General features: G+C 38.5%; 14 protein-coding genes. All 14 read left to right on the top strand.

Annotated elements, in window-relative coordinates; all coding sequences use genetic code 11:
- The first annotated feature begins 397 nt into the window (after positions 1 to 397).
- The 14 genes from LRP81_RS17200 (at position 398) to LRP81_RS17135 (ending at position 15069) form a co-directional block, all read left to right on the top strand.
- Entirely contained in the window at positions 398 to 1180 is a 783-nt protein-coding gene (locus tag LRP81_RS17200) for a CheR family methyltransferase (RefSeq protein ID WP_230503398.1), read from the top strand.
- A gap of 283 nt (positions 1181 to 1463) precedes the next feature.
- Positions 1464 to 2633, top strand: coding sequence for a chorismate synthase (gene aroC, locus LRP81_RS17195; protein ID WP_230503406.1), 1170 nt, complete (start codon positions 1464 to 1466; stop codon positions 2631 to 2633).
- Between the two features lies 1 nt (position 2634).
- The gene (gene aroB, locus LRP81_RS17190; protein ID WP_230503403.1) at positions 2635 to 3714 is read left to right on the top strand and encodes a 3-dehydroquinate synthase; all 1080 of its coding nucleotides are present in this window, start codon (positions 2635 to 2637) and stop codon (positions 3712 to 3714) included.
- A 28-nt stretch (positions 3715 to 3742) separates the two neighbouring features.
- Positions 3743 to 4123 (top strand): chorismate mutase, encoded by a 381-nt coding sequence (gene aroH / locus LRP81_RS17185; protein WP_230503396.1) that lies wholly within the window; start codon positions 3743 to 3745, stop codon positions 4121 to 4123.
- Between the two features lie 273 nt (positions 4124 to 4396).
- Complete coding sequence (gene trpE, locus LRP81_RS17180) at positions 4397 to 5917, top strand: anthranilate synthase component I (RefSeq protein WP_230503394.1); 1521 nt, start codon at positions 4397 to 4399, stop codon at positions 5915 to 5917.
- Entirely contained in the window at positions 5910 to 6935 is a 1026-nt protein-coding gene (trpD, locus tag LRP81_RS17175; protein WP_230503392.1) for an anthranilate phosphoribosyltransferase, read from the top strand. Before trpE ends, trpD begins: the two co-directional genes overlap by 8 nt.
- On the top strand, positions 6925 to 7689 hold the full coding sequence (gene trpC / locus LRP81_RS17170; RefSeq protein ID WP_230503390.1) for an indole-3-glycerol phosphate synthase TrpC: 765 nt from the start codon (positions 6925 to 6927) through the stop codon (positions 7687 to 7689). Before trpD ends, trpC begins: the two co-directional genes overlap by 11 nt.
- A complete protein-coding gene (locus LRP81_RS17165; RefSeq protein WP_230503387.1) occupies positions 7682 to 8344 on the top strand; it encodes a phosphoribosylanthranilate isomerase in 663 nt (220 codons plus the stop codon). Before trpC ends, LRP81_RS17165 begins: the two co-directional genes overlap by 8 nt.
- On the top strand, positions 8322 to 9521 hold the full coding sequence (gene trpB, locus LRP81_RS17160; RefSeq protein ID WP_230503385.1) for a tryptophan synthase subunit beta: 1200 nt from the start codon (positions 8322 to 8324) through the stop codon (positions 9519 to 9521). The genes LRP81_RS17165 and trpB overlap by 23 nt, the downstream gene beginning before the upstream one ends.
- Entirely contained in the window at positions 9518 to 10324 is an 807-nt protein-coding gene (gene trpA / locus LRP81_RS17155; RefSeq protein ID WP_230503383.1) for a tryptophan synthase subunit alpha, read from the top strand. Before trpB ends, trpA begins: the two co-directional genes overlap by 4 nt.
- 8 nt (positions 10325 to 10332) lie before the next feature.
- Positions 10333 to 11427, top strand: a complete 1095-nt coding sequence (gene hisC, locus LRP81_RS17150; RefSeq protein ID WP_230503381.1) for a histidinol-phosphate transaminase — start codon at positions 10333 to 10335, stop codon at positions 11425 to 11427.
- Between the two features lie 57 nt (positions 11428 to 11484).
- Positions 11485 to 12597, top strand: a complete 1113-nt coding sequence (locus tag LRP81_RS17145; protein WP_230503379.1) for a prephenate dehydrogenase — start codon at positions 11485 to 11487, stop codon at positions 12595 to 12597.
- A gap of 15 nt (positions 12598 to 12612) precedes the next feature.
- Positions 12613 to 13908, top strand: coding sequence for a 3-phosphoshikimate 1-carboxyvinyltransferase (gene aroA, locus LRP81_RS17140; protein WP_230503378.1), 1296 nt, complete (start codon positions 12613 to 12615; stop codon positions 13906 to 13908).
- Between the two features lie 240 nt (positions 13909 to 14148).
- Positions 14149 to 15069 carry a hypothetical protein gene (locus LRP81_RS17135; RefSeq protein ID WP_230503376.1) on the top strand — a complete coding sequence of 307 codons (921 nt, stop codon included), beginning with the start codon at positions 14149 to 14151 and terminating at the stop codon, positions 15067 to 15069.

The following is a 15069-nucleotide window of genomic DNA, read 5'->3' as shown; positions in this document are numbered from 1 at the left end:
GCTCAAAAGTCTATATGCAAGATATGAAAGTTTACGTCAACTTTAATTGAACCGCCGTATACCGAACGGTACGTACGGTGGTGTGAGAGGTCGGGGGTTAGTCACCCCCTCCTACTCGATTGAGAGGGTTTGTTGAGAGAGGGAGATTAATATTTGCTCCTTTCTAGTAATGTATTTCTTTTATCTTTTAAAAAGTTGGATTGAGATTTTTACTAAATATTAATTTTAAAACTGAACCAGAAAATGATCTGTTGCAAAATGATTATATGAGTTTCATATAAAGTTACTAAGCATCAAAGTTAGAGAAAACAGCATTCATACTATTAAATTGTAATTTTTTCCTCGCTTTCACTCCCAAATAAAGTATACTTACACTATATAAACAGAGAGAAGGTAGATGTGGACTTTGAGCGGCGATTACATATTGTTTATAGAAAAAGTGAAAAAGAAAACGGGCATAGATTTATCCTTATACAAAGAAGGACAAATGAAACGCAGACTAACTTCTCTATATGAGAAAAAAGGTTATTCTAATTTCAATGATTATTTTAAAGTAATTGATTCAGACCTTGATGAACTATATAACTTTCTAGATCGAATGACTATCAATGTGTCGGAGTTTTTCCGGAATTATAAGCGTTGGGAGATACTTGAACAAAAGATCCTACCAGATATTATTAAGAAGGAAAAGCGACTAAAGGTGTGGAGTGCTGCATGCTCAACTGGGGAGGAGCCGTACACCCTTGCAATGGTCTTAAGTAATTTTATGACCCTTGGCAGCTTTCGGGTTCTTGCTACTGATATCGATGACAATGCGATTGCAAGAGCAAAGCTAGCGACATATCATGAGCGTTCCTTGCAAGAGGTGCCTTCAGATGTAAAAAAGAAGTATTTTATCCCTTGCGATGGATTGTTTAAAGTGAAAGATGAGATTAAAAATTCTGTGGTTTTTAAAAAACAAAACTTACTAGCAGATTCCTTCGAAAAAGATTTAGATCTGATTGTATGCCGTAACGTCCTAATTTACTTTACTGAGGAAGCAAAAGAGCATCTCTACCATAAATTTAGTCAATCCTTGAAAAAGGGAGGCATCCTGTTTGTCGGTAGTACGGAGCAAATTTTTCAGCCAAGTAAATATGGCTTTGAAGTAGTGGATACCTTCTTTTATCGAAAAGTATAATAAAGTAAGTGTTACTATGCTGGGTCATTATGGGTGCTCATTAACTACTTAACAAATGTGGGTTTATGCTATGAGAAATAAGTATTTGGGATGTGTTTGACATAATCGTACTTTACCACCAGAAAGTTGCTGAATAAGCAGCTTTTTCTTTTTAGTAATTTTTCCATAGTCGAATCACCTTTTTTTTACTAGAACATTCCGCTACACTTGTGTTATAGTATTACATAATAATTTCACTTACACGCTTAAAAGCTTTAAAGAGATAAAGGAGAGGCTGATGACGATGAGATATTTAACTGCTGGCGAGTCACATGGACCGCAATTAACCACGATTTTGGAAGGAGTACCAGCTGGGCTCACGCTAACCGTGGAAGATATAAATGAAGATCTAGCTAGAAGGCAAAAAGGACATGGACGTGGCAGAAGAATGCAGATAGAAAAAGACACAGTTGACATTCTGAGTGGTGTACGACATGGTCAAACATTAGGGTCACCAATTACGCTTGCTGTAACAAATGATGATTGGAAGCACTGGACCAACATTATGGGCATTGAACCATTAACAAAAGAGGTTGAAGAGGTTAAACGGAAAGTAACAAAACCTCGTCCTGGCCATGCTGATTTAAACGGAGCGATTAAGTATGGGCACAGGGATATGCGTAATGTGCTGGAGCGATCCTCCGCTCGTGAAACCACAGTTAGGGTAGTAGCTGGAGCAGTAGCCAGAAAATTCTTGTCTGAACTTGGTATCCAAGTGGCAGGTCATGTAACAGAAATAGGCGGTATAAAAGCAGGGCTTCAAGTAATAGATGATTTGCAAGACCTTAAGGCAAAGACAGAGGCTTCACCTGTCCGTTGTTATGATAAGAACGTTGAGCAGGAGATGATGGATGCGATAGATACCGCTAAGAAAAACGGGGATTCAATAGGCGGAATTGTGGAAGTAATTGTAGAAGGAGTACCGGTAGGTGTTGGTAGTTATGTACATTATGATCGAAAGCTCGATGCAAAATTGGCAGCAGCAATTATGAGCATTAATGCTTTTAAAGGTGTGGAATTTGGAGTAGGGTTTGAAGCCGCAAGCTTGCCTGGTAGCATGGTGCATGATGAAATTGCCTGGGATGAGGAAAGAGGATACTACCGACTTTCAAATAATCTTGGAGGTTTTGAGGGCGGAATGACGACTGGTATGCCAATTGTAGTAAGAGGTGTAATGAAGCCGATCCCAACTTTATATAAACCTTTACAAAGTGTAGATATTGATACGAAAGAACCATTCCAGGCAAGTATCGAGCGATCGGACAGCTGTGCAGTACCTGCTGCTAGTGTAGTCGCTGAAGCTGTGGTTGCCTTTGAAATAGCAAAGGCTATTGTTGAACAATTTGGACAGGATCGTATGGACGTAATTAAGGGAAATGTACAAAGGATGCGCGATCATGCAGCCAAATTCTAAGATTCAAGAAATTATCGTCCAAACGGACACGAAATCTTATCCTGTGTTACTTGGAAATGGTGCCTCAACCCAACTTCCGATTATTCTGGAGAAGTTTAAAAAGAAGCCTTCACAAATATTGATTATTACGGATGACAGTGTTGCAAACCTATATCTTGCAGACATCAAAGCACAATTAAAAGGATGGGAGAATGTACATTCATTTGTTTTCGCGAACGGAGAAAAAGCTAAGTCGTTTGAGAACTATTATGCCATTCAGTCGTATGCCCTGGAAAAAGGACTCGATCGCCAATCTGCGGTTTTAGCACTTGGTGGTGGCGTAGTTGGGGATATAGCAGGATTTGTTGCTTCCACATTTATGCGTGGAATCCCGTTTATTCAAATTCCCACAACTATACTTGCCCACGATAGTGCTGTAGGTGGGAAAGTAGCAATTAACCATCCACTTGGTAAAAATATGATAGGATCCTTTTATCAACCAGAAGCTGTCCTATATGATGTGAATTATTTAAAAACATTGCCAAAAGAAGAAGTTCGCTCAGGATTTGCAGAAGTTATTAAGCATGGCTTAATTTGGGATCGGAATTTTTTCAATTGGATAATTTCAGAAATTAAAAGTCTAGATGATTTAACGATGGATCGGCTACTAGTTTGTTTAGAAAACGGTGTAAAAATTAAAGCGGAAGTAGTAGCGGACGATGAAAAGGAAACAGGGCAAAGAGCCATCCTTAATTTTGGACACACACTAGGCCATGCTCTTGAGGCTGCTTATGGATATGGAAAGATTTCACATGGTGATGGAGTTGCATTGGGTATTTTAGCTGCAACCAGAATAAGTGAGAAATTATATCCAGAGCTCCGATTACTTGATGAATTATTGGGATATTGGAAACATATCGGTTTTCCGACGACAATAGACAAATCGGTGTCTCCATTGGAGTTACTAGATTGGATGAAAAAAGACAAAAAAACAAAACAAAATCATATACATATGGTGTTGATACAAGAAATTGGGAAGGTAAATCTTCAATCAGTACCAGATGATGTAATAATTGAAACATTGAATGAGTTTTATGTATGAGTGATTGTAATTTTAAAGGGGGATTCCGGTGATTAGGGGCGTAAGAGGTGCAACGACCGTTGTGAAAAATACAGAAAATGAAATTATCGGCAAAACGGAAGAATTGCTACGAACGATGATAGTAGCAAATCAAATTAATGCAACAGACGTTGCGCAAGTTCTCATTTCAGTTACCGCAGATATAACAGCCTGTTTCCCTGCGAAAGCATTAAGAAAATTTGATGGTTGGGAATATGTCCCTGTTATGTGTACAAAGGAGATAGCTGTACCAAATTCTCTCCCATCTTGCATTAGAGTGATGATGACAGTGAATACAGAGACACAACAAAAGGATGTTCAACATATTTATCTTCATAAAGCAGTAACGCTAAGACCGGACCTTGTAAAATCATTTTCGGTTGACAATTGAGTATACCTATCATACAGTATGGATAAGTAAGAAATGAGACATAGTTGAGTTAGATTTTTTAGATTAGGGCTTGAGAGCCATTAGTGTGTTAACTATTAGTTTAGAGTTTAGTTGAGAAGAGAATAGCTGAGAATGAGTGGAGCTGAGGTCAGAATGTATATGTATTAATATACCCAAAGACTATCATCTGTCTTTGGGTTAATTGTTTTTCCCCATTCTTTCAAACCTCGATACACATTACTCATTCTCCATTTAGTAAATGGAGGAGATTTTATGACTACTACTGAGTTTGCTCACCTTTTGGACGCGAGCAAGCATTATAAAACAATTCCCATCATTAAAAGCTTTTTTGAAGACACGTTAACTCCTGTTTCTATATTTCAAGCCCTTCGTAGAGAAGCGGTTTATATTCTAGAAAGTAAGGAACCGAATTCTGATTGGGCGAGATATTCTTTTATTGGGTTAAATCCTTTTATGCAAATTTCAGCAGAGGCTAATATCATTAAACTCACAGAAATTCCTTCAGGTAAGGAAAAGATGCAATCGGATTGCTTAAAAAAGGTCATACAGTATGGAAATGACTTGTTAAAAGTAAAGACTTTGGATAAAAAGCTAGGTTTTACTGGAGGAGCTGTAGGTTATCTTAGTTATGATTTCATTCCTAGTATGGAAAAAGTACCGATGCATCTCTCATATAGAGGAGAGAAAACAGCGCAGCTTCTTTATTGTGAAGATATTGTAGTGTGTGATCATGTAGCAAATGAATTACATTTTATTCATTATATCCGATTAAGTGGTCAGGAAACTATTGAGGAACTAAAACGAATGTATCATGATGCAATATTCTCCATTTCTGAAAAAGTAACCCGTATTAAGAAACGACAAGAAGTGGATGAATTGATCGAGGTGTATGATGGGCACAAACAATTAAATGTCCATTCAAATTACACAAAGGCAGAATTTATAAGACATGTAGAAAAGATCAAAGATTATATTCAAAAGGGAGATATCTTTCAGTGCGTGCTGTCACAGCGATTTGAGATAAATGTGCAGATGGAAGGATTTGATGTATATAGGGTGTTAAGACGTCAAAATCCATCTCCATATTTATTCTATTTATATTTTGAGGAAATGGAGTTAATCGGCAGTTCACCTGAACGACTCATTCAAATACAAGATAAGAAACTTGAGATTCACCCTATTGCAGGTACAAGAAAAAGAGGTAGGACAGAAAAGGAGGACCAGGAGCTTGCAAAAGAATTAATGAAAGATGAAAAGGAACAGGCAGAACACTATATGCTTGTGGATCTTGCAAGGAATGATCTCGGTAGAGTTGCTAAGTATGGCACAGTTCACACTCCAGTTATGAAAGAACTTGTTTATTTTTCAAAAGTGATGCATTTAATATCCATTGTTAAAGCAAAACTATCCGATGAATATTCACCAATAGATGCCTTACTGGCTGCATTCCCTGCTGGAACTGTTTCAGGTGCTCCTAAAGTACGTGCCATGCAGATATTGCAAGAACTTGAGCCGACAATACGTAACACATATGCTGGAGCAATATGTTATATCGGCTTTGATGGAAATATTGATTCTTGTATTACTATAAGAACAATACAAAAGCGAGGGGATTCCTTTTATGTTCAAGCAGGAGCAGGGGTGGTAGCAGATTCTGTACCAGAGCTCGAGTGGGAAGAGACAATTAATAAGGCATCTGCATTAATTGAGACAATCCAAGTAGCCAACCAATATTTTGCGAAAGAGATGGGAGGTTCAGTACCATATGTTTAAAAAATATTTAACAAAGCTGATCGAAGGAGAGCAGTTAACAGTTCAGGAAGCAGAAGAAGCAATGGATCTGATGATGAAAGGAGAAGTAACATCAAGCCAGATTGCTAGTTTTATTTCGATTTTGCGTTTTAGGGGAGAAACGGCACAGGAAATGGTGGGATTTACAAAAGCGATGCGCGGTCATATGAAACCGCTAAACTATAAACATCCACATTTAATTGATACATGCGGTACAGGAGGGGACGGAGCATCTACTTTCAACATCTCTACTGCCGCTGCCATTGTTGCAGCGAGTGGTGGTGCGAAAGTTGCAAAACATGGAAATCGAGCTGTCTCTTCTTCTAGCGGAAGTGCAGACGTGCTCGAACAGCTGCATATACCAGTTCAGCAATCATTGGATAAAGCTGTAAAAAATCTGAAAGAGAAGGGTATGAGCTTCTTGTTTGCACCGCTTTATCATGAAGCAATGCAACATGCTGTAGTACCAAGAAAGGAAATTGGTTTTCGAACTATTTTTAACCTACTAGGTCCCCTTGCAAATCCGGTGGGATGTAAAAAGCAAGTGATCGGCGTATATTCTGTTGACTATGCCTATAAAATGGCAGAAGTACTATTAAAACTGGGCTCAGAGCATGTTTTAATTGTTTCTGGTCAAGACGGTCTTGACGAAATTACCATTACAGGAAAAACCAATGTAGTAGAAGTAAGAAATGGGAAAATTACCTCCTACGTTATTGAACCTGAGGATGTCGGACTTAGTAGAGGACAAATGGAAGAAATCCAAGTTGCAAACAGTAGACAAAGTGCAAACTTAATGATGCAGATCTTTCAAAATAATGCGTCAAAAGGCGCTATGAATGTTGTCATATTAAATGCAGGTGCTGCTCTATATGTTTCAGGTTTGGCAATGAGCCTTTCAAAAGGAGTCAACCTAGCAAAGAGACTACTAGAATCAGGCAAAGCCTACGAACTGTTAAAGGACTTACAGAACTTAGGAGTGAACAAATATGCTAACTAAAATAGTGGAAAAGAAAAAGCATGAGGTTGCGAGATTAGAACTTCCTCAACTAAGAAATGTGCCAAAATATTCCTTTTACGAAGCGTTGATGAGCCCTAAACGTTCTCTAGGAGTCATAGCAGAAATGAAAAAAGCTTCTCCCTCAAAAGGAGTTTTAAAAGAGAATTTTTCTCCGATAGATATTGGTGCAGATTATGAAAAAGCAGGTGTGGATTGTATCTCTGTATTAACAGATCAAAGCTTTTTTAAAGGCTCCACCTTAGATCTCATAACTGTAAAGGAATTGACACAGGTTCCTGTATTACGTAAAGACTTTATAATTGACCGATTACAAATAGAAGAAAGCGTACGGATTGGAGCAGATGCAATTCTACTTATTGCAGAAATATTGACAGATGATAAGCTTTTATTATTTTACAATGAAGCGACAGACAAAGGCTTAGATGTATTGGTTGAAGTTCATAGTTTGGAAAGATTGTTTCAATTGCTTCAAACGTTATCACCGAAAATCATCGGGGTAAACAATCGAAACCTTCAAACGTTTGAAACAAACATAAAGACTACGAAACAACTAGCAGAGCATATCCCAGACAACTCACTACTTGTCAGTGAAAGCGGCATCTTAACCCATGAAGATTTAAAAGAGGTTGCAGAATATGGGGCAAATGCCGTACTTGTGGGAGAAGCTTTCATGAAGGATATTTCCCCAGGTGTTGGGGTGAAAAGACTATTTGGAGAATTAGAGCATGTCTAATACTCTGCTAAAATATTGCGGGAATAAAACTCTCCTTGATTATCAGATATCTCTACAATCCAATGCAGATTATATTGGGTTTGTGTTTGCGGCAAGTAAAAGAAGGGTTTGTCCAGTTAATGCATCAAATTGGGTCGAGATGAATCCGCCAGGAAAGAAAAAACTTGTTGGTGTTTTTGTTAATCAACCAATTGAAGAGATGATAGATACAGCCCAAAGAGTTGGTTTGGACGTAATTCAATGTCATGGAGATGAAAATGTTGATTTTATGAGAAGGTTACGTTCACGTTTTACCGGAGAGATATGGAAAGTTATACACCATAAAAATGAGGATAGTGTTTACAGTCTAGTAGCATTTCAAGGGCTCATAACAGCAGTGATAGTTGATAAAAAGATAGGGAATCAATATGGCGGAACAGGCACAAGCTTCGATTGGTCCTACATTCCCGCTTATTTAAAAGTATCAAAGTCTCTCGGAATACCTTGCATCATAGCAGGTGGGGTGAATGATGAGACAATTAATGAATTGTTATTCTTTCAACCTGATGGAGTGGATATATCAACTGGCATTGAATCAAATTTTAGAAAAGACAAAAGGAAAATGACTCTTATAGAAAGCATGGTGAAGAATCATGGAAAACAAAGAACTTCCTGATAGTTTTGGAAGATTTGGTAATTATGGTGGGAAGTATGTGCCTGAAACATTGATGCTACCACTCGAAGAGCTCGAAAATGGCTTGCATATTGCCTTGAATGATCTTTCATTTTTACAAGAATACCACTATTATCTCGAGGAATACTCTGGAAGACCAACAGCATTAACTTTTGCAGAAAAACTGTCCAAACGTTTTGATGGGGCAAGAATCTTCCTAAAAAGAGAAGATCTAAACCATACAGGTGCACACAAAATAAATAATGCTATAGGCCAGGCTCTCCTTGCTAAAAGACTTGGTAAAAAGAAAATTATCGCAGAAACCGGGGCTGGTCAGCATGGTGTGGCAGCAGCAACTGTTGCAGCAAAGTTTGGTATGGAATGCAAAGTATTTATGGGAGAAGAAGATATTGAACGACAAGCGTTAAATGTATTTCGTATGAAACTTCTTGGTGCCGAAGTGGTTCCGGCGACTAGTGGAAATAGGACATTAAAGGATGCTACCAACGAAGCGATTCGTTACTGGGTGCAACATTGTGAAGACCATTTCTATATGATTGGCTCTGTTGTAGGACCGCATCCGTATCCATTTATGGTGAGAGAGTTTCAGCGAGTCATAGGTGAAGAAGCCAAAAGGCAGTTTCTTGATAAAACAGGAGGTCTTCCAGATAAAATTGTCGCATGTGTAGGAGGAGGATCAAATGCAATCGGAATGTTTGCTCCATTTGTGGAAGATAAGGTGGAATTAATCGGGGTGGAAGCAGCAGGAAAAGGTATCCATACCTCCCAGCATGCCGCCACACTAACGAAAGGAACGAAGGGTGTCATCCACGGATCCTTGACATACCTTATACAAGATGAGCACGGACAAATTATGGAACCATACTCCATTTCTGCGGGACTGGACTATCCAGGAATTGGGCCTGAGCATGCCTATCTAAAAGACAGCAAGAGAGTAACATATCAAAGTGTGACAGATGAAGAGGCACTTGAAGCACTTGATATTTTAGCAAAGGAAGAGGGGATCATCCCTGCGATTGAATCTGCCCATGCACTTGCAGTTGCCTATGAATGTGCACAGGTAATGGGGAAGAACGAAACGGTACTTGTTTGTTTATCTGGTCGTGGTGATAAAGATGTGCAAACGTTAATGAAGAAAATGGAGGAGGTGGACGAATGACAAGCTATGAAGAAAGATTACCTAATCATGAAAAACTCTTTATTCCATTTATTATGTCAGGAGATCCTTCTCCAGAGCTAACGATAAAGATAGCATTGATGCTGGAAGAAGCAGGGGCATCTGTTTTAGAGCTAGGAGTACCATACTCTGATCCTCTTGCAGATGGACCAGTCATCCAACGAGCTTCAAAACGAGCCCTGGCTCATGAAATGACAATTACCAAAACAATGACGCTTGCAGGAGAAATGCGGAGAAGAGGACTGAAAATTCCAATCATTCTCTTTACGTACTTCAATCCTGTGTTACAATTAGGGGAAGTATCCTTCTTTGCTTTAGCGAAGCAAAACGGCATAGATGGCTTGCTTGTTCCTGATCTTCCATTTGAAGAAAGTGAGCATTTACGAAAGAGATGTAAAGAAAATACCCTAACATATATTTCCCTTGTAGCCCCCACTTCCAAACAAAGAATGAAAAGAATCACCGAAAATGCACAAGGGTTTCTTTATTGCATCTCCTCGTTAGGGGTTACTGGTGTACGCAATGATTTCTCTAATGAATTGCATGATTTTCTTTCAGAAGTGAAAAATATGAGTAACGTACCAACAGCAGTGGGATTTGGTATTTCTTCAAGTAAACAAATCGAAGCATTAAAATCATATTGTGATGGCTTTGTGGTTGGAAGTGCAATCATAAAAATGACGGAAGACCTAGAAAATCAATTTAATGTAAACGAGGAACAAACTTTAATAGAATTTAAACAAAAAATAGAGGAGCTTATATCTCCACTTCTAGCAGAAAGGTGATTGTCGACATGGATGTAAAAAAACAACTGCTTAATCTGACACCTTACCAACCTGGAAAGCCGATGGATGAGGTGAAAAGAGAGCTAGGATTGGAAAGGATTGTAAAACTTGCTTCAAATGAGAACCCATATGGATGTTCTCCAAAAGTACAAAAAGCAATATTGGAACAATTGACAAATGCTGCTACTTATCCCGATGGATACGCGAGGATGCTTAGAGAAACGTTGGCATCCCAACTTGGAGTGAAAGAAAAACAGCTTATTTTTGGAAACGGCTCTGATGAAGTGATACAGATTATAAGCCGTGCATTATTGTCACATGATAAAAATACTGTAATGCCAACACCGAGCTTTCCACAGTATAAACATAATGCAGTTATCGAAGGGGCTGAAATAAGAGAAGTGCCCTTAAAGAACGGATATCATCAATTAGATGAAATGTTAAGGCAAATAGATGAAAAGACAGCTATCGTATGGTTATGCAGTCCAAATAATCCTACAGGAACGTATATAAATAATGAATTATTAATTTCATTTTTGAATCAAGTACCAGCCCATACATTGGTAGTAATTGATGAGGCATACAAGGAATATGTCACAGCCGTGGATTATCCAGAGTCAATTAATTTACTAAAGGATTATCCAAATCTACTGATAACCCGTACCTTCTCAAAAGCATATGGACTGGCAAGCTTCCGTATTGGTTATGGAATAGCCCAAGAAAATCTTTTACAACGTATTGAACCAGTTAGGGAACCGTTTAATACAAATTCGATGGCTCAAGCTGCTGCTACTGCTGGATTAACGGACCAAGCATTTATTAATGAATGTAAAAATAAAAACAAAGAAGGTCTGAAGCAGTATTATAATTTTTGCGAGGAAATGAACCTTGCCTATTATAAGTCTGAAGGAAATTTTATCTTAATTGATTTTCAAACAGATGCTGACGAATTGTTCCAGTTTTTATTGAAAAAAGGCTATATAGTTCGTTCTGGAATGGCTTTAGGTTTTCCAACTTGCCTGCGCATTACAGTCGGAACGTTTGAGCAAAACAATGAAATTATCTCCTATCTGAGGGAATATAAAATGAAGCAAGCTATTTAATAGAGAGGATCCTTCCTCTCTATTTACATATTGATAAAGCTTTAGGCGGTGGAAAGAATGAAAGGCAAAGTTTTAGTGATCGGACTTGGATTGATAGGTGGGTCCATCGCTCTAGCGATAAAAAAGGAACACCCACATGCAGCAATAATCGGCTATGATATTAATGAACAACAAGCCAAGCTTGCTAAGTCATTGAAAGTAGTGGATGATTATAGTGACAATTACATACATGTAGCAAAAAATGCGGATTTAATTGTGATTTCGGTACCTGTTATGCAAGCTACTGAGGTGTTAAAAAGATTAAGCAGCATAACATTCGAAAGAAGTCAGGTATTAATTACGGATGTTGGTAGCACTAAGAAAAAGATTACCGAGCTCGCGGCTACCTTATTCCCTCATGGAAATGTAAACTTTATAGGAGGACACCCAATGGCGGGGTCCCATAAAAGTGGAGTTATTGCAGCAAAAAGTCATCTTTTTGAAAATGCTTTTTACGTATTAACCCCTTCCAAAGTGGAAGAAAACCAAAAAGAGATGGCTTTATTAAAAATGTGGCTTGGAGGAACCAAAGCTAATTTTGTAACAATGACTGCCGATGAACATGATATGGCGGCAGGTGTCATCAGTCACTTTCCACATATTGTTGCAGCTGGACTTGTACATCAAGCGGAAGAGAAGCAGCAGTTAAATCCTTTTGTCACAAGACTTGCAGCAGGTGGATTCCGTGATATCACCAGAATTGCCTCAAGTAACCCGACGATGTGGAAGGATATTCTCCTCCATAATAAAGAAACACTTATACAACTTCTAAATCAATGGATGGAACAAATGGAAACAGTAAAACAGAAGCTTTCAGAGAATAATGAAGAATATTTATATTATTATTTTCATAAAGCTAAACAGTTTCGTGATGATTTGCCAGTGAAAGCAAAAGGTGCGATTCCGTCTTTTTATGATCTATATGTTGATGTACCTGATTATCCAGGTATTATTTCAGAAATTACGAGCTATCTTGCAAAAGAAAACATTAGCATAACGAATATTCGCATTATGGAAACGAGAGAAGAAATATATGGAGTCCTCCGGTTAAGCTTCCAGTCAGAAGCAGACCGGCAAGCTGCAGAAGACTGCCTCAAGAAATATACCATGTATGAAACTTATATTGTCTAGATAGGGGAGAAACCAATGATAAAGTTATCAAACGTTGCTTCCGGCCTTAACGGAACGATAAAAATACCAGGGGATAAATCCATTTCCCACCGATCGGTCATGTTCGGTGCTATGGCAAAAGGTAAAACAACGGTAGAAAATTTTCTTCTTGGTGAGGATTGCTTAAGCACAATTGACTGTTTCACCAAGTTGGGTGTTACTATAGAGAAAAATGGATCTAATATAACTGTGTATGGTAATGGGCTAGAAGGATTAACAGAACCAACTGACATATTAGATGTCGGGAATTCTGGTACGACAGCTAGGTTGATCATAGGGATACTATCAGGACTCCCTTTTCATTCTGTCCTTATTGGTGATGAATCCATTGCAAAAAGGCCGATGAAACGTGTTACCGGCCCCCTAAAAGAAATGGGAGCACGCATTCAAGGGAACCAAGATGGTAATTTTACTCCAATTTCTATTCAAGGTGGCCATTTGCGGGCAATCGATTTTGTCTCTCCTGTAGCGAGTGCTCAAGTAAAGTCAGCTATTCTACTCGCGGGTATTCAGGGTATCGGTACAACAACGGTGAAAGAACCATATAAATCACGTGATCATACCGAACGGATGCTACGGGCTTTTGGCGTGAGAGTGGAAGAAGATGAATTTACGGTATCCGTCCAAGGTGGGCAAGAATTGAAGGCAAACCTTCATATAATTGTGCCAGGTGACATTTCATCGGCGGCATTCTACTTAGTTGCTGGAGCCATTGTTCCAAATAGTAAAATTACGCTAGAAAGAGTTGGGTTGAACCCAACTCGAACAGGAATCCTGGATGTGCTGAAAAAAATGGGTGCTACCATGTCTTTCTCAAATGTAGAAGAAGAAGCCCCAGAGCCATTTGCAGACATAACCATTGAAACATCTACCTTAAACGGGACAGAGGTTTCTGGTGATATCATTCCACGATTAATTGACGAAATCCCAATAATAGCACTAATGGCCACCCAGGCAGAAGGAACCACGGTTATAAAGGACGCAGAAGAGCTTAAAGTAAAGGAAACAAATCGCATTGATACAGTTGTAAACGAATTGAGAAAAATGGGTGCAGACATAGAAGCTACTGATGATGGCATGGTCATCAAAGGCAAAAGCATGCTCACTGGAACGAATTTAAACAGCTACGGTGACCATCGTATTGGAATGATGGGAGCAATTGCAAGCCTTATTGCAAATGGTGAAACATCTCTTGAAAATGCCGAAGCGATAAATGTTTCCTATCCAAACTTTTTTGAGCATATGGAAGAGCTGAAAAAAGGAAAAGAATGATTTTTGAGGGAAGCTCCATGATAGGGGGCTTCCTTTTTATTAGAAATACATTATTTATAACTCCAATGCCTAACCCCGTTACATCATTAGTCCAATTATTCAAGAAGGTCAAAACCGACCATCTAGCCATTTCGACTTATGCTTGTCTTCGCTAACCAATACTCATAATGTTTTCTGCTATTCATAATCCACTAATTAACGGCATAGCTTGTCTTAAGGGAATTAGAAAAGAGGGATGCTATGGAATATATTATGGAAGCGACAAATATTTTAAAACACAACAAGAATCTCCAAACAACTAATATTTATGTAAAACAAAACAGTATATATTATATGAAGGACAGTCCTTTCCAAAGCTCCACAAAAACTACCAAAATGAATCTTTCCTCCTATCTGCTTACACCAGGGCATGTTATGTTATTAGATAATATCGACTACATGCCATTCAGCCAATTCAAAACTTACATGACAGAAAACTACTTAAGAAAGGGCTGCACAACATTAGTTTCGTTGTTCCAAGTAGAAAGAGAACGGGAATTTGCCAGTGCCCTCAAAAAAGCACGGTCTAATTTGCTGAACAGTCCGTTAGATTACTATTATGCAGTCCGTATACCGCTTAAGAAGCTTACACCTTCCCTTGTCAGGCAATGCAGACGTTATAAGATAGCTGCTATCTTTCTAGAGATGGATGAAGGAACCTCCATTTCAGCATTACCATGGGGATGGATTAAGGATGCGCTATACCAATTTCCCATCACCTTCCTACCTTGCTGGAAAAAGATCAATTCCGCCAATAAATCAAAAAAGAAAAAAGAATGGAAGAAAGTAATGAAACAAGAGCGCTTATCACATTCTGAAGAATGCCCAGCGGCTGGCTTTCCATTAAGTATTGACCTTTTGATGAAAATTGGTATTTATCCCACAAAAGGAGATTTAAGGGTCGGTGGCGAATTAGATTATAACCTTTATGTTTCACCTGAAGGCCATATAATTGAAACTATTCAAAATCTGAATTATGATAGTCATATTCCAGAAGTGACCGTCCATAAAGGAACGATTATAAAAACGGGCGAAAGCTTTCTTTTTCGACCAGGTTTTGGGAAGGAATGCACGGTGACAGTCCCGGGTCACTTTTTACTAGAAGAAAACGAAAGAAGGTAG

Origin of the sequence: Sutcliffiella rhizosphaerae (assembly GCF_917563925.1) — a bacterium.
GTDB classification, from domain to species: Bacteria; Bacillota; Bacilli; order Bacillales; family Bacillaceae_I; genus Sutcliffiella_A; species Sutcliffiella_A rhizosphaerae.
This window is presented reverse-complemented; position numbering and strand designations above follow the sequence as displayed.